The sequence below is a fragment of the Halovenus rubra genome (assembly GCF_026586665.1).
In the GTDB taxonomy this organism is placed as follows: Archaea; Halobacteriota; Halobacteria; order Halobacteriales; family Haloarculaceae; genus Halovenus; species Halovenus rubra.
This window is the reverse complement of record NZ_JAODIY010000006.1, coordinates 1-19,394: the sequence shown is the minus strand read 5'-3', so window position 1 is coordinate 19,394 and position 19,394 is coordinate 1. Positions and strand designations below refer to the sequence as shown.

The following is a 19,394-nucleotide window of genomic DNA, read 5'->3' as shown; positions in this document are numbered from 1 at the left end:
TTATTTCTCAGCTGAAACAAGCCGATGAAGCGCACCGGACCCAGCGCCGACGCCGGCAACATACATCTCCCCGTTGTGGCGGCCAAGCCACCGAATCCGTTGTAACTTCTCTGCGTCGCCGTCTGCAATAGAGAGCACGGTTGTCGGCCAGCCTGAGTCTTCGGTTGGCCCCCCAACGAAGAGTGTGCCTCCAGCGCGGAAATCACCGAAGATGTACATCCCTTTCAGACCCGGGACTGTCGAGCCACGGTAGATGTTGCCTCCGATGACCGAAATACCACTGACCGGTGAACCCGAGTGGGGGTACTCGATGACTGGTTCGACCAGCGGTTCACCGGCTCTTACAGCTTCTGGGGTGGTGCCGGGACAGTCATCGGTACGGTAGCAGTGTTGCCCCTCTCTGACGTTCCAGCCATAGTTCCCTCCGGATTCAATGTGGTCGACTTCTTCATACTCAGACTGACCAACATCGCCAGCATAGAGGTCTGTGCCGTCGAAAGCCATCCGCCACGGGTTCCGTAACCCCCAAGCAAACTGCTCGTCACGGCCATCAGTCCCGACAAGTGGATTATCTGACGGCACTGCGTACCCAGCCTCGTCGTCGTAGTCGGACGGATTTCCACGTAGGGGCGGTCTAGTCGGGTCGGCATCAACATCGATTCGGAGGATACTCCCGAGCAAGTTCTCGGTGATGTCCTGTCCGTTCCCACCCGCAACCCCGTCATACCAGTCCGCGACGTGGCCGGCACCTTGGTCACCGCCAGCGCCACCGTCGCCGACAGCGACATAGAGGTATCCGTCCGGGCCGAATTCGATGTCACCGGCGTTGTGATTGCCTTGTGGCTGTGGGATTTCCAGAACGGTCCGTTCCGTCTCACGGTCGACACTCCGTCCGTTCTTCATAACGCGAAACTCTGAAAGAACGAACGTATGGCTAAATTCCGAAGGAGTTCCCGGCCGTGACGGTGCCGAGTAGCGGACAAACAGTCGTGTGTCGTCTTCTGGGTGGACAGCAAGCCCAAGCAGGCCCTTTTCTCCACCGGTTTCGAGGTCATCCTGTAACTTGACCAATGGCTCAGAACGCACGCCTCCCTCTTCGTGGACCTGTACAGTCCCGCGTTGTTCGGCGATGTACCGTTTTCCATCGGCGAAGGCAACATCAAGTGGTCCCGTGAGACCGCTAGCAACGGGTTCCAGACCAACGCTGTCTGGCAGGTCTGTGAACACATCACTGTCCGTGTCAGGTGTATCGTGGACAGTGCTTTCAGTCTCAGCAGTCTCATCCTGAGACAAACAGCCTGCAATACCAGTTACGGCAAGCGTTGTCGCGGTCAAAAACTGACGGCGCTTCATGTTTGGGTAATGGGACGGGCGATAAAATGGGTATCGCCTGCGGGAGAGGCAGGTAACCAATTAGCCTAAAACAGGTTCGCCGCCTTTGTAAACTGTTCTGATGGCAGAACGAAGCGCGTTGATATCGTCAAGCGGGTTCTCGTCGAGAATCAAGAAGTCAGCGTGGTTGCCGGGTTCGAGCGTTCCAAGGTCGTCATCTGGGAGCGTCCGCGCTGCGATTGCAGTTCCGGCACGAACAACATCGTGTTCGTCCATCCCGACTTCCTCGACGAACAGTTCGGCTTCGAGCGCGTTTTCGCCGTGTGGCACGAGTTCCGGGCCGATGAAGTCAGTGCCGAGCGCGATTGGAACATCAGCCTCGTAGGCGCGTTTAACAGAGTCGAAGTGAGCTTCACGTGCGTTGTGTGCTTTCTTCAGTCCGTACTCAGGGACTCCATACTCGTCGCCGTATTCACAAAGACGGTGCATAATAGACAGCGTCGGGACGTACGTTGCCCCAGTCTCCAAGAATGCATCAATAACTTCCTCGGTAAGCCAGAACCCGTGCTCAATTGTGTCGACACCGTTGTCGAGGGCCAGACGGATTCCCTCGCTCCCCTGTGCGTGACTCGCGACCGGAATATCGACTCTGTGGGCTTCTTCAACGAAGGCCTGAATCTCGGTTTCGGTAAACTGCGTCTGGTCCGGCGCATCTTTCTCCGAAAGGACTCCACCTGTCGTCATAATCTTGATCAGGTCAGCCCCATCCCGAATGCGCTTTCGTGCCTCTTTACGACATTCGTCTTCGCCATCGGCGAGTGTCGAAATTCCTCGGTTGTTTTCCTCGCGCACCCATTGGTGGGGCAAGAAATGGTCGTCACCGTGTCCGCCAGTTTGCGAAATAAATTGTCCGCTGGTATAAATCCGTGGACCAGGGATGGCTCCTTCGTTGACCGCTTCTCTGAGTCCAATGCCTGTGTCTGACCCCACATCACGAACAGTAGTAAACCCTGCTGAGACGAGCTTTCGAAGGTCTGCCGTCGCGCGCGCAGCCTCCTGTGACACTGGCGTCGTAATCCAGTCAAAAGGGTCCATCGACCGACCGCCTGTCAGGTGGAGATGTGCATCGATGAGTCCGGGAATAACTGTCGCATCCGGAACGCTCGTATGTTTGGCGTTATCTGGCTTCCGTACAGACTCCTGTGTGCCAACATCAGCGACCCGCCCATCAGCAACTAGTAATCGTGCATCCCGGAGTGGATTGCTTTCAGTTCCGTCAACAAGTCGGCCACAATCAATGACACGCTCAACCATGACACAGCCAACACTGTACACGAACTAAGCTATTCGGATATGTTGATGAAATAATGCCAGAGTGTCACTCTGAGTACAGCGATAATCAGGGCAGCATCCGGTGTTGCTCAAGAAGCGTCTCTCGGTCGACATTCGAGACCGCAAGTGCGAACGTGTCAGTTTCAGCGAGATCAGTGGCGTACTCCCAGACCTTGTCGGGTTCGATACCGTGGAGGACAACAGCATGAGGCGTTGGTTTGACGACGCGCATCGCGACCAATGGGGACTCTCCGCGTGTGACGTTAGTAAACACCAGTGCGCGATTCGTGCTTTTCCCGTAGAGGTCGTAGAACTCGTCGCTTGAGAGGCGGCGAATTGCTTCAATACTGTCGATAATAGTGTGGCCAGCGACCGTCTCTCGGCTCCCACTGACGAGTTCTGTTGCCCCGATTGCATCATAATATCGGTCCAGTGGGATATTGGCAGGATACTCACGGAGGTCGTGGACAACATCACTGTCGAACCCCGCCGAAAGAACACGGGTGAACTGGTGGATATGGTTCCCACCGCGTTGCTCGTCGATATTCAGGAGTGCTGTTATTGACCGCTGGATAATATCGATACCCGGGTTTTCCCGCCGTCCGCTTTCGTAGTCTGAGATGACTGACGGCGAAATACTGAGTTCGTCGGCGAGGTCTGTCTGTGCAACCTCGAAGTCCTTTCGCCATTTCTTGAGCGTCGCACCTGGGTCCTCGCTGAGAGTAATCTCTCCTGCGATTTTTTCCGCGATTTGCTCTCGCTCCCCACGAGCCATATATGCACCCACATCCTCGTTCGCAACAAAAGCATACCGATGCTTCTTCACAGTGTTCTATCCGTTTTTACTTAGGCCATACACCTCGGTTGCGTAGCGGTAACGAGCTTCGCTTGTAAGGATTGACTGTTCTACCCTTTATCGTCGGTAAGTGACTGTAACTTGCTTGGGTAGCGCCAAGAGAGTTGTACATAGGGTTCGGCGTCGCTACCCTTTCTGTTAGCTATGCAGTAACCGTCGAGGACAGCTTGGGGTATCGGTATCGATGCGTCTCGTTGCTTCACTGGTTGAACACGGTCGTTCGTGCAGTCACAGTAGTGTTTGCGAGCTAGCGGTCGCTCGTAGTAGGTAGCAGAAACAGCTGCATGTGGCGATTCAATGGTGTTGCCAACTCTCACTTTGTGAGTGCCGTAGTTTAACGGTAAGCTGATACTCACAACACCTGATAGCAACGGCCTATGAGATACATAGCACGGATTCTGTACTGGAGGTAGCTCATTCTCGCTTGATCACGATGCGTGACCGACCCTGAACTCGGCGACAGAGTTTGCTATCCAGCCACCAATTCGGCCGGCAATTAGGCCAAACACCGGCGAGATACTCAGAAACATCACGACGGCAATAAGGAAGAACACGATCGTATTGAGAGACCACGCTACAGTCGTCCCTTCTGTGAGAATAAATACAGAGACTGCAATTATACTGCCCAGAAATCCGCCACGGAGGCCAGCAGCACTCGGCTCTACCGAGCGTTTAACTGCGACAGCTCCTGCGATTGTGGCTCCAACCAACATTACCCCACCACCGACAGTCAGCTCGGAGTTTGGAAGCCAGTTGATCAAGACAGTGGTGGGTAGTGCAGCTATCGTTCCGAGAAACGCAATGTGCCAAGCCTCGGGGATTCGGGTATTCGAGGGCATACGCTGTATTGTATAGCTGTCTGTATACTCTATTTCTTGAGTTTCTGATACTGAAACAGTATCTCATAGAGTACATCCTACACCCACTACGCAGTGATTTTCCGTTTGACCACACCGATTTCTTCGGCGTGCTCTTCGAGAAACTCAGATCGAAAAGCGTAGTGAGTCGACGCATGATTCTCGATGAGGAGACTTCGTTGTGCACACTTGTTGTTCCTTATTTCTCTCGAAAAGGAGCCACGATAAGCCGCTGCTGTCACGCGGTTTGTTTCCTGGCTAAAGACGGATGCACAGTGTTCTTAGCTCACCGTTCAGACAGTGGACAGCTAAAGAACGTCAGTCACCAAACACAGTCTCGACAGAACGCTTTTGCTTTTGGGTTACGTTAGCTCTCGGCTGTTATACTGATTGTTTCCATAACCCTCGTGTATGTGTTCATCTCTGCTTCATATTCGGCGTACGTGTCCTCAAACCCGTCCATCTTCTCCTCAAATTCACTCATGAGTTTATCAAACTCGTCCATCTCTATTCTAATATAACTGCTACACTCACATAGAGCATATACCAAACAGGTAACCATCCGAATGAGAGAGTATTGCTAACTAGTTAGGTTGTTTTGCCAACTGAAGACAGCGTCTTCAGGTAGTAGCAATCGTTACGGCGAAGGTTCTCTGGGTAGACGAACACGGACAGTACAGCCAGAGTCCGTGTTGACAAATGAGAGGGTCCCTCCCGCTCGTTGGACAAGCCAGTGAACAAGCCAGAGTCCAACGCCACTTGAGTGATTGAGCGGTGTCTCTCTCCCTTTCCCAATTGTGTCGATTTCCTGCTCGTTGATTCCCGGGCCGTTGTCGGTTATCGTAATGACGACATGGCTGTCATCGCTACTGGCTTCGTCGGTTGAAACCTCAACAAACGGGTCATCGCTGTTGTTGTGGTCGAGTGCGTTTGTCACCAGTTCGTCGAATGCAGAAACAAGCCACACCCCGCCGCTAACGGATAGTTCTTCGGGCAGATCAACCGCAATTTTTCCGTCTGGGTAGTTTTGTGTATTTGAGGTATACTGTTCTCGGAGTTCAGTAGCAATGTCGAGCGATCCCGTTTCCTCGGCGTCCAGTAACCGTGAAAGACGCCCGACCTTATCACTTCGTGCGACGACACCGTCGAGCGTCTCGATAGCGTCTGACAGTGTCTCTGGCTCGTCTTCGGACGCCATCTTTGCCAGTTCGATTTTTCCCCGGACCACGTTCAGTTCGTTTCTGATGTTATGCCTGAGCAATCGGTTGAGCACGTCGAGGCGTTGGTCGCGTTGACGCCGCTCGGTTACGTCTCTGAGGCTCACCACTCGCCCGGAAAGTGTCTCATATGCCCCCGAGAGCGTTGACACTCGGAGGTCGAATGTCCGTCGTTTCCCATCCCGGTCAAGCTTGATTGTCCCTTGCTCTGCACTCCCATCAAGTCGCTGAGAGAGTGTCTGAGACACTGTCGCTAGCTGATGGCCAAGTGCGTCCTCAGCATCGAATAGTTCCCGGGCAGCAGGATTGAGGTCGATAACGTACTCGTCATCGTCAAGAATGAGAATTGCGTCGTCAAGTTCTGAGAGTAGTGCCTCACGGCCCGCGTCTCGCATCACCGGTGCGACTCTGGCAAACTCCGGTTCTAGTACGACGACCGCGATAATTAGCCCGGCAAAGGTATATCCCACCCCGGCAGGGTTAAGATTCGGCGAGAGCGGACCAAACAGGTTGATTGCATTGAGCGTTCCTGCCACTGTGATGGCTGTCAGCAGGACTGTTCCCTGCAGACGGACATCCTTGTTCGCGCGCATCACCAGTCGCAATACCAGCACCATCCCGACAGTCAGCAAAAGATACGAATAGACCTGATGCCCCCAGAACGCCAGTTCAAACTCCATTGTCAAGACGTTTAGCCCATCTCCGACCGGAATGATATTTGTACTCGACCAGACAGTCTCATGGGCATCGTTTGTCCAGACCAACCAAATGAAAGCTGCTGGTTCGATCAGTAACGCTCCGAAGAACACTCGTCCAATTCGTTGTCTAGCTCCAGTATATCCAAGAGCGAACACGAGCCACGCAACTGGGACAACAACAGATAGTGAGTGACCAACACGCCGCCAGAACAACATCGTATCGAGCTGACCGACAGCAACTGTGAGTCCTTCTGCAAGCGCCCAGAGAGAAGCGCTCACCAAGAACACGACCAGTGCTGTCTCTCCACGATTGTTCCGTTTTACCCAGGCAAAAGTCGCGAACCCAATACCGACAACGGCGGCAAGAAGCATCAAGGGAAGATAGAACGATGCGACCATCCAGCTATCACCCTTTTTGTCAGTTACACCAATAAATCTGGTCGTACTAGACGTATCACTCCGTCCGGATTGGTGTACCCTACCGGGAATGCGCCAGCCGTCCGTTACTGTCGAGCCTGCTTACTCTCCTGCCGAAAGAAGAGAGCTAGGCGGTTCGCCGGCGAGTTCATCGCGATTGTGTGCCGCCTCAAAGCCAAGTTCAGGCCCTGCCGCGATAATACGGGTTGGCGTCACATCGGGGTGTGTTGTATAATAGTGTTCTTTGATATGGTCCATCCGGACAGTGTCGGCGACGCCCGGTGTCTGGTAGATATCCCGGAGGTACGGCCACAGGTTGTCGTACTGGTGGATGAACTGCTTGTTACACATGAAATGCGTATGATAAACCTGGTCAAAACGGACCAGCGTTGTGAACAGACAGATGTCAGCTTCTGTCAATCGATCACCAGCTAGATACCGCTGATCAGCAAGCACGTTATCCCAGTGATCGAGCGCGTCGAAGAGTTCCGTGACTGCCATGTCGTATGCCGTCTGTGACTCAGCGAACCCGGCCCGATAGACACCGTTGTTGATTGGTTCGTAGATATCCTCAATGATTTGGTCGATCTCTTCTTGAGACCCCTCTGGATAAAGATCGATACTCCGCTCGGCAACATCGTCAAACTCGGTGTCAAGCATTCTGAGTATCTCTTCGGACTCGTTGTTGACAATGGTCTCTTCTTTTTTATCCCAGAGCACCGGGACAGTCACACGACAGGAAGCGTTCGGGTCCGCTTCGACGTACAGTTCTCGGAGGTAATCACTTCCGTACAGAGAGTCTTCGGTACAGCCCTCCTTATCCGGGGTGAACTGCCAGCCACCCTCAGCCCGAAATGGGTCGACGTAATCAACAGAGATAGCGTCTTCAAGTCCATTCAGCGAGCGAGCAAGCAGTGTCCGGTGTGCCCACGGACAGGCATAACAGACATACAGGTGGTAGCGTCCACTCTCAGGCTGAAACCGTGCGTCAGGGTCGTCGCGAACCCACTCACGAAACGGCGTCGTCTGTCGCTCGAATTCACCATTGTCGTTTGTCGCTTCGTATGTCTCTGTTCGCCACTCTCCGTCGACGAGTCTGTTCATAGCCTGCAATTAGGCTGCAAACAGAAGACTGCTTGCTTCGATTACGTTGTCGGTAGCGACACGCCCTCAGTAATGCCAAGGATACTGGCGGAAACGTGGCTCTCGGCCCTCGTTGAACGCATTCCGACCCTCGGCAGCCTCGTCAGTCATATAGCCGAGTCGGGTCGCCTCACCTGCAAACACTTGCTGGCCAACCATACCGTCGTCGACCATATTGAAGGCGTATTTTAACATCCGGATAGCCATCGGTGACTTGCGCGTAATTCTGTCGGCCCAATCAAGTGCCACCGCTTCAAGCGCATCATGTGGCACCACTTCGTTGACCATCCCCATCTCTTGGGCCTCAGCAGCATCATAGCTCTTGCCAAGGAAGAAAATCTCACGAGCCTTCTTTTGTCCAACCTGTCGTGCGAGGTAGGCTGACCCAAAGCCACCATCAAAGGATGCCACGTCAGCATCCGTCTGTTTGAACATCGCGTGTTCGTCGCTGGCGAGTGTGAGGTCACAGACAACATGCAAGGAGTGGCCACCACCGGCTGCCCACCCGGGAACGACACAGATGACCGGCTTTGGCATAAACCGAATGAGCCGCTGGACTTCGAGGATATGGAGACGGCCGACCCCTTCCTGTGTCGCCGGTGTCTCATCTTTGTCGTCTTCGTACTCGTACCCGGAGTCGCCGCGAATGGACTGGTCACCTCCAGAACAGAACGCCCAGCCGTCGTCTTTCGGTGAGGGGCCGTTCCCTGTCAGAAGAACACAACCGATATCTGCCTGTTTTCGGGCGTGGTCAAGTGCCCTATACAGTTCGTCGACCGTTTCCGGCCTGAATGCGTTGCGAACTGCCGGTCGGTCGAACGCAATGCGTACCGCTGGGACATCCGTTCCGCGGTGATACGTCACATCCTCAAAGTCGAAGGCGTCGACAGACTCCCACTCAGAACTGTCGAATATCTCTGAAACCATACCTAAATGTTTGGCCACCCGATATTTGTGTCTCGTGGTCCACTCTGAACGGCTGACACCCCGATGAGCGTCCGTTTATATCCGTATTTGCCTACCGGAAGGATATATCACAACTAGGGTTTACTCTGGATACATTCGAGCTAGACAAGACTATCTTGTGCAGGGACAGCTGTCGCAACTCTTCGCTCTCTTACAGGAGCCACCAAAGCTACCGTTCCAGCATTCGGTCCCCACAGTAGATACAAAACGTCGAACTCGCGTCAACAGTCTCACCACAGGCCGAGCAGTGAACTTGTGTCGGTTCGTCAGCTGTCTTTTTGTCGTCATATGCTGGCAGGCGTTCGCCACAAAAATAACAGTACGTATCGTCCGCGCGGGCGAGCTCACCGCAGTCGAGACAGGAGCGCTCAAGAGCCATTTCAGCAGCATTGTTTCCTTCAGCATCTGTTTGGTCAAGCGGTTCTCCACAGTAGTAACAGAAACTGTCTCCCGAGTCAACTGATTCCCCACAGTCCAGACAGTACGTAGCCATTCCCTACAGATAGGCGACGAGCAATGAATAACTGTTACTGCTATGCAAGGGTCACAGTAAGAAGTTCCACAGCCCACAATCCTTGGACACACCACTGGCTGTTGTCAGAAACCAAAACACGTTAGAGAATCGAAATTTCACCACTACATTCACTCAAAATTAGGTAAAATTAAGTGAGAGCGGTTGGTACAGTGTGTCAATCGATGGATTTCACCGATACCCACGTTGCGGAGATGGCAGAGGTTGTCGAGAAAGGAATCAACGCAGCCCAGTCGGAGTTGTTCGTTATCAATCCCACGCGAACTGCTATCACTCAGTTCGTAACAAGTTTGACCGCGGCCACTGACTCTCCAACTATCAGGTTGTTCGTCGATGAATCATCGCTCAAGCCAATTCTCGATGACTTCCTTATCGCTAGCAGACTTGCAGACCTAGTCAATAAAGATCAGCTTGTCATCCGAACGCTTGACGAGGTTCCCCGTGCACAACTGCTGTTGACCAAAGAGGTGCTTGTTTCTGTTGTAGAAAGCGGGGGTAGTGTTGTAGCCCTCCCGTCGACAGATGCCTCGTTTGTCACATCGACGTACGAAGAGTATTCTCGCCGGTGGGACCGCTCGGCTGACTACTCCCTGCGAACGCCACCACTTTCACATGTCCGGGAGACGATGGCCGAAGACATTGGCGACAAAGCCGTCGAAGACTTCAACAGAAGCTTAGAGACCTTAGACAAGGCAGAAGGCGACGGTCAAGGCCTTGATGAAGTGAGTATTGCGTTGCTTGTGGCAGCAAACAACAGGGAACTTCTGTACGATATCAGCCGGTGGGGTGAAGATGTCCGACTCGCGAGCAAAGCAACGTTCTCCCGAACAAAAAACAAGCTCGAATCAGCCGGCGTCATCGACACCGAGAAAGTCCCTATCGAGATGGGACGGCCACGTCTTCGCCTTGTTCTTGGTAACGGGACACTCCTCGACGCCGATATCGAGACCGTTGTACAGAAAGTAAGCGGAGAACTCTCGTAACTACTCTAGCTCATCCCAGAGTTTGGGTGTCGGCACGAAATCGAGACGTGTGACAACGGGCCGGTAGCCGAAAATGAGAACAAGAATTAACACGAATTCGACGAGAACATGCTGCTCACCGATAACTTCTCTGAGTGCTGTCATCACAAGTAATGCGATAGCCACCATCGCGACATAATGCGGGATATATGCCAGAAACTCGTCCTTACTGACCATGCTAACACGTATGGAAGCAGATAATATAAGCCGGTCGAAACAGTCAGCAGACTCTTTTGTTATGAGTGCCGAAGGTCTCAAACAACGGTAACAACGGCAACACACGACGGACAGGTAGCTGTCGTGATACGGTTGCCACGTTCACTGTAGTAATCGATAACCATCTCCGTCTCCGAGATAGGCTCGTTGCAATCTGGACAGCGTCCGAGTATCGTGTTGTCAGCGGTCATAACAGTTCGAATGACGGCCTCCCGTAACTTGCTATGGTTTGTGTCCTCAAAAACATACGTCAGACCCACGTCAGACATCGTTAGATGTTGGCAAAGAGCAGGACCGAGAGGTTCTAGAGGGCACCCGCCTAATGGGGTCATATGGACGGAAAGACCGTCGTGATAACAGGCGCGAGCAGAGGAATCGGCCAAGCGGTTGCCGCCGAGGTTGCAAAAGCGGGTGCACATGTTGTCATCTGCGCTAGAAGTGCCGACAGCCTCGAGAAAAGTGCAGACGAAATTCGAGATGCAGGCGGCACGGTAACAACGAAACGCGTCGACGTGCGTGACGAGTACGATGTCGAACATCTGATGGAGATTGCGGCATCTGAGGGGGGCACAATCGACGCTGTCATCGCAAACGCAGGTGTGTATCACGGCGAAACTGGTCATACACCGCTACAAGAGGAGAGCTACACAGCGCTTGATGACCATATCAACACGAACGCCCGTGGTGTCTTTGCTACGCTTCGAGAGGCTATTCCACACCTCGCGGACGACGCCACATTGCTTGTGACATCCGGTGTCGTCGCACGGGGAACAGCGGAAGGTGTCGGCTCCTACGCTGTTTCGAAGGCTGCTGCCGAAGCAGTTGCCCGTGGCTTTGCCGCGGATACAGAGTACGATGTGGGTGTGATTGATCCCGGGCTTGTCGCAACCGAATTGAATGGTCCGAACGGTCACGAGCCCGAAGATGTGGCTGAACAGTTCCGCTGGGCGCTCGAAGAGGCACCAGCAGATGACCTCGATGGCTCGGTTATTGATAGGCGAACGTTTCGAAAAGCCCAACGAGACCAGTAGAGCTAGTGTTTTGCTTTTCGGAACAAGTTCCATTGCGTTTTGATTACTGCAATGTATAATACACTATAGAAAATATTATAACAGTGCATTACAAACGATGGTATAATGACACAGTACGTATCAACAACACCGGGATTGTGTCCCCTCCCCGATTGGGCCAAAGACCAGCTACAAGACCTGAAAGGAAATCAGAGAGAAGACCTCATTGATGGCACTGAAGATGAAGCCGTTTCCGAGACCTACAGTCAGGTTCGTGACGATCTTATTGCCCAACAACAGGACGCTGACCTCGATAGAGTTGTTGAGGGACAGGGTCGCTGGGACGACTTTCTGGCACATCCGCTTGCTGTTCATGAGAACGTTGAGACACACGGCATCGTTCGCTACTACGATAACAACAACTTCTATCGCGAACCGGTTGTCACCGGTGACCTAACGTTTGATGGTGACGTTGCCTCCGAACTCGAACAGGCAAGTGAGCATGTCGATGCTGGCCTACAAGGTGTGTTGCCGGGTCCGTACTCACTTGCTGACTTAGCAACAGACGAACACTATGGTGACGAGGACGAGTTCCTCGCCGCTGTCGCTGAGTTCCTTGCAGGCGAACTAGATGCGTTCCCTGATGTTGAGACAGTCTTTCTGCTTGAACCTTCCCTCGTCGAGAACCCCTTCGCGAACGAGCGAGGAGAAACCGTCTCTGAAGCTCTGAATACTGTTACAGCAGCAACGGACACCGATGTTGTCGTTTTCCCCTACTGGGGTGCACTTGAAGAACACGTCTACGCGCACGTCCTCGATGCCGAGTTCGCTGCACTTGGCTATGACCTCGTTTCGGACCACGACAACAACATCTATAATATCCAGGAGTATGGGTCACCTGACGACGTTGCTCTTGGGGTCGTTGACGGACAGAACACGCTTGTCGAAGATCCCGACACAGTTCGAGAGCGGCTTGCGTGGTTTGAGGAACAAACCCCACTGGAGGAGTACGGAACAGTGTACGCGACAGCAAACGTCGAACTCTCGTACCTGCCAGTGTCACGCTACAAAGAAAAACTCGCTGTGCTTGAGGAGGCAACAAAACAGGAGGTGGTGGCATGACACGAGAGCAGTTCCGCCCGGCAGACCACCCTCACGATCACTTCTTGCTGACGACCGTGGTCGGCTCGTATCCAAAACCGAAATGGCTCCACCGTGCTCGTGACCTCTGGAACGACGACGAATCGAAAGTTGACGATGAGGACTTCGAGGAGGCAAAAGACGACGCCTCTCGCCTGATTACCAAAGAACACGAACGTGCCGGCATCGACGCCGTAGTTGACGGCGAGATGCGGCGCAACGAGATGGTCGAGTACTTCGCCCACCGTATCGATGGTTGTGAATGTAACGGCCCGGTCAAAGTCTGGGGGCATAACTACTTCGACAAACCAAGTGTCGTCGAAGAAATCTCCTACGCAGAGGAGTGGCTCGTCTCCGAGTATGAGTTTACATCGACGGTCACCGAGCAGCCAGTGAAAGTTCCGATTACGGGACCGTATACGCTTGCAAATTGGTCGTTCAACGAGGTCTACAACAGCGAGACAGACCTCGCATACGAGTTCGCAGACCTCGTCAACGAAGAGGTCGAACAGCTTGTCGAAGCCGGCGCACGGTACATCCAGATTGACGAGCCTGCTCTCGCCACGACGCCTGACGACCACGCAATCGTCGGTGAGTGTCTCGAACGCATCGTCGACGGCATCCCTGAGGACGTACGTATTGGTTTGCACGTCTGTTATGGCGATTACTCGCGCATCTACCCAGAAATTCTGGAGTTCCCTGTCCACGAGTTCGACGTTGAGCTCTGTAACGGAGACTACGAACAACTCGACGTGTTTACCGAGCACGAATTCACGAAAGACCTCGCGCTCGGTGTCGTCGATGTACACGATAAAGAAGTCGAGTCCGTCGACCAAATCAAGGAGAACATTAAGAAAGGTCTTGAAGTTGTTCCGCCAGAGCAGTTGACAGTCAGTCCTGATTGCGGGCTAAAGTTGCTTCCCCGTGACTCCGCATACCAGAAAATGGAGAACCTCGTCACGGCAACACGTGAAGTCGAAGCTGACCTCGATGCCGGCGAAATCGAGTACGGAAACCCAACGGTTCCGGCTGACGACTGACAAGGCTCGCTTTTGGCACTCGGCGATAAAAACTATACGTCCGGTCGTCTTGGGTGCTGGTATGGAAACGCGACGGAGCGTTCTCGGAGTCCTTGGGGTCGCCGGAGTGGCCTCGCTCGCTGGCTGTGGCGTCTTACAGGATACCTTCGAACAGAACGCCTCTCCCGCCGGTGTTGAACAACCGGCTCTCGACCAAACAGGTTTTGAACATCGACAAGACGAGGAAATACAGTTCACGCGCACTGTCGATGCGCTTGGACAGTCCAGAGATCTCAGGCTGACGAACTGGCTCGTTACACATGGAAAAGGTGCCGGCGACGTTGGGGCGGACGCTGCGACATTCCGGATTTTTTCGACTCCGAGTGTTACAGTCGCCGGGAACGAAATCAACCCGATCGATAATTTTGACGACGAACAACTCCTTGCACAGGTCAGCGGCCAGCAGGGAAGTCTCGAAGCAGAGTCGACACAGGTGGTCTCGATTCTCGGTACTGATGTTGAGTTGACGCGCTACAAGACACAACGCGAGGTTGCCGGGGCTGCGGTGACCGTTTTCGTTCACGTCGGTCGGCTTTCGAACAACGGTGACTTGCTCACTGTGGTCGGTGCCTACCCCGAACTGCTCGATGAGTCAGAAAAGATCTACTCGCTTGCACGAGCAGTCGAACATCCAGGTTAGGAGTAGTGCAGGGTCGCTACTCCACAGGATAAAAGACAAGCACGCGATCCTCAGTTGTCTTGGTTCGCTCAACACCGAGCTTGACTGCTTGTCCTATTTCGATATTGCCAGTTTCGATGTTCCGGACCTGTCCAGTAACGTTTACCGGTCCAAACGATGCGATTGCAACAGTATACGGAGCATCATCAGCGAAATCGGGACCGGCGACGTGTGTTTTCGTGTGGGTTAGCACTTCGCCCTGCTCTGGAAGCGCCACCTCCGCGAGGTCTTCCTCACCAGTTTCGGGGTCAACGACCCGTGGCGGGAGCCACCCGTTGCCGCTTGGACTCTCTAGATAATACGGCTCACCCTGTTCAACAGCATCGAGGAAGTCGTCAAACCCCTTGTCTCGTGTGTCGTATCTCATTCTGCCACCTCCAGTACGTGAACGACACAACTTGCCACAGTGCCACCTGCATTGTGAGTCAGTCCAACGGTTGCGTCGTCAACAGCCGAGGAATTGACATGGTCGCCACGGAGGAGTTTTGTCATTTCTGAAATCTGTGCACCGCCTGTCGCCCCCACAGGATGGCCCTTGGCTTTCAGGCCACCTGAGAGGTTAACAGGAAGGTCACCATCGATGGACGTTTCGCCTTCGCGGGCGGCAGTGATTGCCTCACCTGGTTCATAAAACCCAAGCGATTCAAGTGCGAGTACTTCGGCAATCGTGAAACAGTCGTGGACCTCGGCAACATCCACATCGGCAGGCGAGATATCTGCGTCGTCGTAAGCTATCTCTGCAGCGCGGTCTGCTGCTGGCATCCGACACATCGATGCTCGGTCAGCCAGCGCGAAGTTATCACTGTGTTGTCCAGAACCAGTAATTCTGACTGGTGCGTCTAGCCCGTGTGATTCAGCAAACTCTCCGCTAACAAGAACTGCGGCGCTCGCACCGTCGCTCATCGGCGAACAGTCGAACATCCCAAACGGCGAGCAAATCTCTGCAGCGTCGATGACATCTTCGAGTGAGATTGCGCGCTGGAACTGTGCCAGTTCATTTTCGAGGGCATGTTCGTGGTTTTTCACAGCGATGTGAGCAAGATCTTCACGCGAGCCGCCGAACTCCTCGAAGTAACGGTTTGCCATGAGCGCGTACGCTCCCGGGAATGTTACGCCCGCTCGGATTTCCCACAGGGAATCCGCTGCGGCGGCGAGTGCCTGGGTTCCATCTGACGTTGAGAGGTTTGTCATTCGTTCGCTACCACCGACGAGCACCACATCGGCGAGACCAGTCCGAATCTTCTCGTAGCCAAGGCGTGTTGCCACACCGCTAGATGCACAGGCGCTATCGATGCGAGTGGCCGGGGCTTTGACTCCGGCAGCCTCGGCGACCATCGGTCCTTGATGACCTTGCTGTTCGGCAAACTCACCCATGTAGTTGCCGTAATAAACCTCCTCGACAGCGTCACGTGGAACTGAGGCGTCGTCGAATGCCTCGGCAGTTGCATTACCAAACAGCTCACGAACCGTCAGCTCGGATTGTCGACCAAATGGTGTCATTCCGACACCGGCGATTCGAACGTCGTTTACCATTCCATGCCTCCGTTGACCCCCAGCACCTGCCCCGTCATGTAGCTGGATTCCTCAGTAGCGAGGAAGCGGACAATGCCAGCAATATCTTCTACTTCGGCGAATCTATCCAGTGGAACCCGCTCAAGAATCTGGTCTTTGACCCGTTCAGGTACTGCTTCGAGCATATCTGTTTTCACGAACCCAGGTGCGACACAGTTGGCCGTGGAGTTATGATCTGCGAGTTCCAGTGCGATAGTCCGTGTGAACCCGAAAAGACCACTTTTTGTCGTTGCATAGTTTGCCTGTCCGTAGTTTCCTTGCTGGCCGACGACGCTAGATATATTGATAAGTCTTCCATTGTCGGCCTTACGTAAATCGTCGAAACACGCATTCGTGCAGTTGAACACGCCACCGAGGTTGACGTCGATAACCTGTTCCCAGTCCTCTCGGGTCATGTTCTCGAACTTTTTGTCGACTGTAATTCCAGCGTTGTTCACAAGCACGTCGATCTGTCCGAACTCCTTGGTGATTGCCTCATACATCGCCACAACCTCGTCCTCACGCGATACATCTGCCTGTGCGACGACTGCAGAGCCCGGCCCTTCATTAATGATGTCATGAACAGTATACGCGTCCTCCTCGGATGAACGGTAGTTGACCGCAACGTTAGCTCCGGCTTCTCCAAGTTCCTCTGCAATTCCCCTTCCAATCCCTTTCGATGCACCTGTGACGAGGCAGGTTCGGTCTTCCAGTAACATCCTCAATTGTCCCTTCAACGGCCTCCGATATAAATGTAGTTTACAGTCTCTCGGAGCGGTTGTCGGTGTCTCGCATTCAGTGGCAGTATTGGGCTCCCGTACTTTGGTTTTGGGTGAGTGGATTCTCGGTCACCAGCCCAAACAGTTACTGTTCAGCCTGCTCGTCGAGGAGCCGTTCGTACACCGGCCAAGAGGCATCACCGGAGGGTGGATCTGTCGGCGACCCATCGAGGACAACACCATCTCCATCAGTCACACGACCAGCAATACCGACCGACGTTCCTCTTGCTTCGAGCGTCTCGATGACGGCCTCTGTTTTCTCTTCTTGGACGGCGATGACGAGAGTTCCGGAAGAAGTTGCATGCCAGATATCGAGACCGAGCGCGTCTGCACCCTGGCGAACGCCGGGCTGGACCGGGATAGCGTCGGTATCGATACGGAACTGTACGCCCGCACTGCCCGCCATCTCATGGAATGCACCGACCAGTCCACCCTCTGTTGCATCGTGCATTGCTCTGACACCGCCAGTGTCGGCAACAGCCATCGCGTCCCGAGTCGCCTTGGCTTCATCGAGCAACGACTGCGCAGTGTCGAGCGTCGATTCATCGAGAGAAACTAGGTCCGGAAAGAGCGTCGTCAACAGTCCGACCGATTCGACTGCCGGCCCTTTGGTCACGAGAAGGACATCCCCTGGCCGCGCACCGTCAGGATAGATAATGTCCTCATGGTTCCCAGCAGCCATGATGGTTCCGTGCCCAACCCAAGGGAGCGAGCACTCCTCGTAGCGAGCCGTATGGCCGGTCACGATAGAGATTCCGAGGTCCGTACACTCCCGGTCGATTGCTTTCCAGACTGATTCAAACTCCTCGTCTGTCATTCCGGGAGGTAACGAGAACGAGACAGCAAGGTGGCTTGGTGCCAGTCCGGAGACTGCAACGTCGGTAAGCAGAAACCTAATCGCGAACCTTCCAGCCCGCTCCAGCCCGATTTCGGGCAGAATCGAGATAGGGTCCGTTGCCAGCGCAAGCGCAGCGTCACCAACATCGATAACGCCGAAGTCGACGCCGTGGGCTGGTCCCTTGGTGACATCCTGCCGTGTCGCACCGAGCCGTGATGCAATGACAGTCTCGAAAAACGTGCGGTCTATCTTACCGGTATCAGGCATCTATCTACCGTCCGACCCCTATCACCTTAGCTCTCATCAATTGGCTCGGCAAAGGCGAAGTTCGGTTTCACGTCAGTGACTTCAACATGGATCTGCTCACCTTCGGAGGCGTCCGAGACGAAAATTGTGAAGCCGTCAACTTGGGCGATACCATCCCCTTCTGACCCTGTATCGACAATCTCGACATCGATCTCATCACCCGAGCGAACCGGCGCAGTGAGTCGGTTACGGGCGACCAGATACAACTCCGAGGATTCATCACGGCAAGCGTCGGGTCGCATCTGCCGGACATACTCGAAGGCAGACTCGATACTCGATTCGAGGTCATCGAGGTCGCGACCATCGAACACTTTCACCACGAGGTCACCGCCTGAGGTCAAGATATCGTCGGCGACTTCGGAAGCCTGTCTCGCGAGGTGAACCGACCGTGCGTGGTCGAGGTCGTACTCTCCGGTCATATTCGGCGCCATATCCGAGATAACGACGTCAACTGGGTTATCGTCGTCTCCGGCTACTACGTCTCGAATCCGGTCTTTTGTCCGTTCCTCAGTGATGTCACCGCGGATATACTCAACAGTCGCATTTACGTCTTCAAGCTCGTCGATACTCTGGCGGTCGACGCCAATGACGGTTCCGCTGTTTCCGACTCGCTCGGCAGCGACCTGCATCCAACCTCCCGGTGCAGCGCCGAGGTCAACCACCGTATCACCGTCGTCGAGGAGGTTCACTGCACCATCGAGCTGTGCGAGCTTGAACGCCGACCGCGCTCGATAGCCCTGTTGTTTTGCCCGGTTGTAGTACTCGTCTTTTCCGGTCATACGTACCCCTCCGAACGTGGTGGCAGCGTCTGTGCGGAAGCTGCCGGCAACTTCGCGTTCATATCGTAAGTAACGCGGCCAACCGGGAAAGGTACATCGGAATGAGCGCTTGAGTTCGTCTCTGAAACGACAGGTGAATGGTACAGAGACAGAGAGATCAGCGTCGCCTGAAGACATCAGAGAACAGTCCGTAGGCTGTTTCTCGATTTCTCACCAATCGTCTACTATATTTTCCTGCGTATGTAATCGTAGTTACAGCCATCAGTATCAGCGATGGTTTTCTCTATTTACAAACCGTCTCAAAAAGGTCTGCGAACTGTTCGATGCGTCTTCTTTACTCACAGTAACGTAGACAACTGCTTGTGCTGTCGGAGTACCTGTCAAGCCTCGAAAGACAGATAGAAGAAACGATTAAACCGGAGTTTGAACGTAGAGAATTGATTTATTTATCCGTACCGTTTGTCCAGATAGAGCAATGAACGTAACTCGTCGCAAATTACTGCTTGCAGCCGGCGCTTCAGTCGGTCTCGCTGGCTGCATTGAGGGTGTCATAGAACTCTTGTCACACCGTGATGATCGTGCTTCCCGGATTATCTCCTCGTTCGTAGTTGGTGATCGCAATAACGAGACGCAGACACAACGACA

Annotated in this window: 21 protein-coding genes; 5 read left to right on the top strand and 16 right to left on the bottom strand. The window is 53.8% G+C overall.

The window, feature by feature from the left end; genetic code table 11:
- The 9 genes from N5098_RS05795 to N5098_RS05755 form a co-directional block, all read right to left on the bottom strand.
- Positions 1 to 1,353, bottom strand: coding sequence for a PQQ-dependent sugar dehydrogenase (locus N5098_RS05795; protein ID WP_267636781.1), 1,353 nt, complete (start codon positions 1,351 to 1,353; stop codon positions 1 to 3).
- Positions 1,354 to 1,413: 60 nt separating this feature from the next.
- Positions 1,414 to 2,646, bottom strand: a complete 1,233-nt coding sequence (locus N5098_RS05790; protein WP_267636780.1) for a metal-dependent hydrolase family protein — start codon at positions 2,644 to 2,646, stop codon at positions 1,414 to 1,416.
- An 85-nt stretch (positions 2,647 to 2,731) separates the two neighbouring features.
- On the bottom strand, positions 2,732 to 3,439 hold the full coding sequence (locus N5098_RS05785) for a helix-turn-helix domain-containing protein (RefSeq protein WP_267636779.1): 708 nt from the start codon (positions 3,437 to 3,439) through the stop codon (positions 2,732 to 2,734).
- A gap of 509 nt (positions 3,440 to 3,948) precedes the next feature.
- Positions 3,949 to 4,359 carry a DUF5518 domain-containing protein gene (locus N5098_RS05780; RefSeq protein ID WP_267636778.1) on the bottom strand — a complete coding sequence of 137 codons (411 nt, stop codon included), beginning with the start codon at positions 4,357 to 4,359 and terminating at the stop codon, positions 3,949 to 3,951.
- 385 nt (positions 4,360 to 4,744) lie between these two features.
- Positions 4,745 to 4,882: a hypothetical protein gene (locus N5098_RS05775; RefSeq protein WP_267636777.1), complete on the bottom strand. Its 138-nt coding sequence runs from the start codon at positions 4,880 to 4,882 to the stop codon at positions 4,745 to 4,747.
- A 132-nt stretch (positions 4,883 to 5,014) separates the two neighbouring features.
- Positions 5,015 to 6,691: a sensor histidine kinase gene (locus N5098_RS05770; RefSeq protein WP_267636776.1), complete on the bottom strand. Its 1,677-nt coding sequence runs from the start codon at positions 6,689 to 6,691 to the stop codon at positions 5,015 to 5,017.
- A 120-nt stretch (positions 6,692 to 6,811) separates the two neighbouring features.
- Positions 6,812 to 7,813 (bottom strand): glutathione S-transferase family protein, encoded by a 1,002-nt coding sequence (locus N5098_RS05765; RefSeq protein WP_267636775.1) that lies wholly within the window; start codon positions 7,811 to 7,813, stop codon positions 6,812 to 6,814.
- A gap of 66 nt (positions 7,814 to 7,879) precedes the next feature.
- Entirely contained in the window at positions 7,880 to 8,779 is a 900-nt protein-coding gene (locus N5098_RS05760) for a 1,4-dihydroxy-2-naphthoyl-CoA synthase (protein WP_267636774.1), read from the bottom strand.
- A gap of 208 nt (positions 8,780 to 8,987) precedes the next feature.
- Positions 8,988 to 9,311, bottom strand: a complete 324-nt coding sequence (locus N5098_RS05755; RefSeq protein ID WP_267636773.1) for a zinc ribbon domain-containing protein — start codon at positions 9,309 to 9,311, stop codon at positions 8,988 to 8,990.
- 203 nt (positions 9,312 to 9,514) lie between these two features.
- On the opposite strand from N5098_RS05755, the gene tbsP reads away from it, so the two are divergent.
- The gene (tbsP, locus tag N5098_RS05750) at positions 9,515 to 10,333 is read left to right on the top strand and encodes a transcriptional regulator TbsP (protein WP_267636772.1); all 819 of its coding nucleotides are present in this window, start codon (positions 9,515 to 9,517) and stop codon (positions 10,331 to 10,333) included.
- On the opposite strand, the gene N5098_RS05745 is transcribed toward tbsP, so the two are convergent.
- Both N5098_RS05745 and N5098_RS05740 read right to left on the bottom strand, forming a co-directional pair.
- Complete coding sequence (locus tag N5098_RS05745) at positions 10,334 to 10,549, bottom strand: hypothetical protein (RefSeq protein WP_267636771.1); 216 nt, start codon at positions 10,547 to 10,549, stop codon at positions 10,334 to 10,336.
- A gap of 77 nt (positions 10,550 to 10,626) precedes the next feature.
- Positions 10,627 to 10,857, bottom strand: a complete 231-nt coding sequence (locus N5098_RS05740; RefSeq protein ID WP_267636770.1) for a DUF7837 family putative zinc-binding protein — start codon at positions 10,855 to 10,857, stop codon at positions 10,627 to 10,629.
- 63 nt (positions 10,858 to 10,920) lie between these two features.
- Between N5098_RS05740 and N5098_RS05735 the strand changes: the two genes are divergently transcribed.
- The 4 genes from N5098_RS05735 (at position 10,921) to N5098_RS05720 (ending at position 14,457) form a co-directional block, all read left to right on the top strand.
- Positions 10,921 to 11,619, top strand: coding sequence for an SDR family NAD(P)-dependent oxidoreductase (locus N5098_RS05735; RefSeq protein ID WP_267636769.1), 699 nt, complete (start codon positions 10,921 to 10,923; stop codon positions 11,617 to 11,619).
- Between the two features lie 105 nt (positions 11,620 to 11,724).
- Positions 11,725 to 12,720: a 5-methyltetrahydropteroyltriglutamate--homocysteine methyltransferase gene (locus tag N5098_RS05730; protein ID WP_267636768.1), complete on the top strand. Its 996-nt coding sequence runs from the start codon at positions 11,725 to 11,727 to the stop codon at positions 12,718 to 12,720.
- On the top strand, positions 12,717 to 13,778 hold the full coding sequence (locus N5098_RS05725) for a methionine synthase (RefSeq protein ID WP_267636767.1): 1,062 nt from the start codon (positions 12,717 to 12,719) through the stop codon (positions 13,776 to 13,778). The genes N5098_RS05730 and N5098_RS05725 overlap by 4 nt, the downstream gene beginning before the upstream one ends.
- Before the next feature lie 61 nt (positions 13,779 to 13,839).
- Positions 13,840 to 14,457, top strand: coding sequence for a DUF6517 family protein (locus tag N5098_RS05720; protein ID WP_267636766.1), 618 nt, complete (start codon positions 13,840 to 13,842; stop codon positions 14,455 to 14,457).
- 16 nt (positions 14,458 to 14,473) lie between these two features.
- Here the strand turns inward: N5098_RS05720 and N5098_RS05715 are convergent, their stop codons facing one another.
- The 5 genes from N5098_RS05715 to N5098_RS05695 all read right to left on the bottom strand — a co-directional run bounded on the left by N5098_RS05715 (position 14,474) and on the right by N5098_RS05695 (position 18,749).
- Positions 14,474 to 14,863, bottom strand: coding sequence for a Zn-ribbon domain-containing OB-fold protein (locus tag N5098_RS05715; RefSeq protein ID WP_267636765.1), 390 nt, complete (start codon positions 14,861 to 14,863; stop codon positions 14,474 to 14,476).
- Positions 14,860 to 16,029, bottom strand: coding sequence for a thiolase domain-containing protein (locus N5098_RS05710; protein ID WP_267636764.1), 1,170 nt, complete (start codon positions 16,027 to 16,029; stop codon positions 14,860 to 14,862). The genes N5098_RS05715 and N5098_RS05710 overlap by 4 nt, the downstream gene beginning before the upstream one ends.
- On the bottom strand, positions 16,023 to 16,766 hold the full coding sequence (locus tag N5098_RS05705; protein WP_267636763.1) for a beta-ketoacyl-ACP reductase: 744 nt from the start codon (positions 16,764 to 16,766) through the stop codon (positions 16,023 to 16,025). Before N5098_RS05705 ends, N5098_RS05710 begins: the two co-directional genes overlap by 7 nt.
- A 145-nt stretch (positions 16,767 to 16,911) precedes the next feature.
- Entirely contained in the window at positions 16,912 to 17,931 is a 1,020-nt protein-coding gene (locus tag N5098_RS05700) for an AIR synthase-related protein (protein WP_267636762.1), read from the bottom strand.
- A gap of 26 nt (positions 17,932 to 17,957) precedes the next feature.
- Positions 17,958 to 18,749, bottom strand: coding sequence for a 23S rRNA (uridine(2552)-2'-O)-methyltransferase (locus tag N5098_RS05695; protein WP_267636761.1), 792 nt, complete (start codon positions 18,747 to 18,749; stop codon positions 17,958 to 17,960).
- Positions 18,750 to 19,394: the final 645 nt, after the last annotated feature.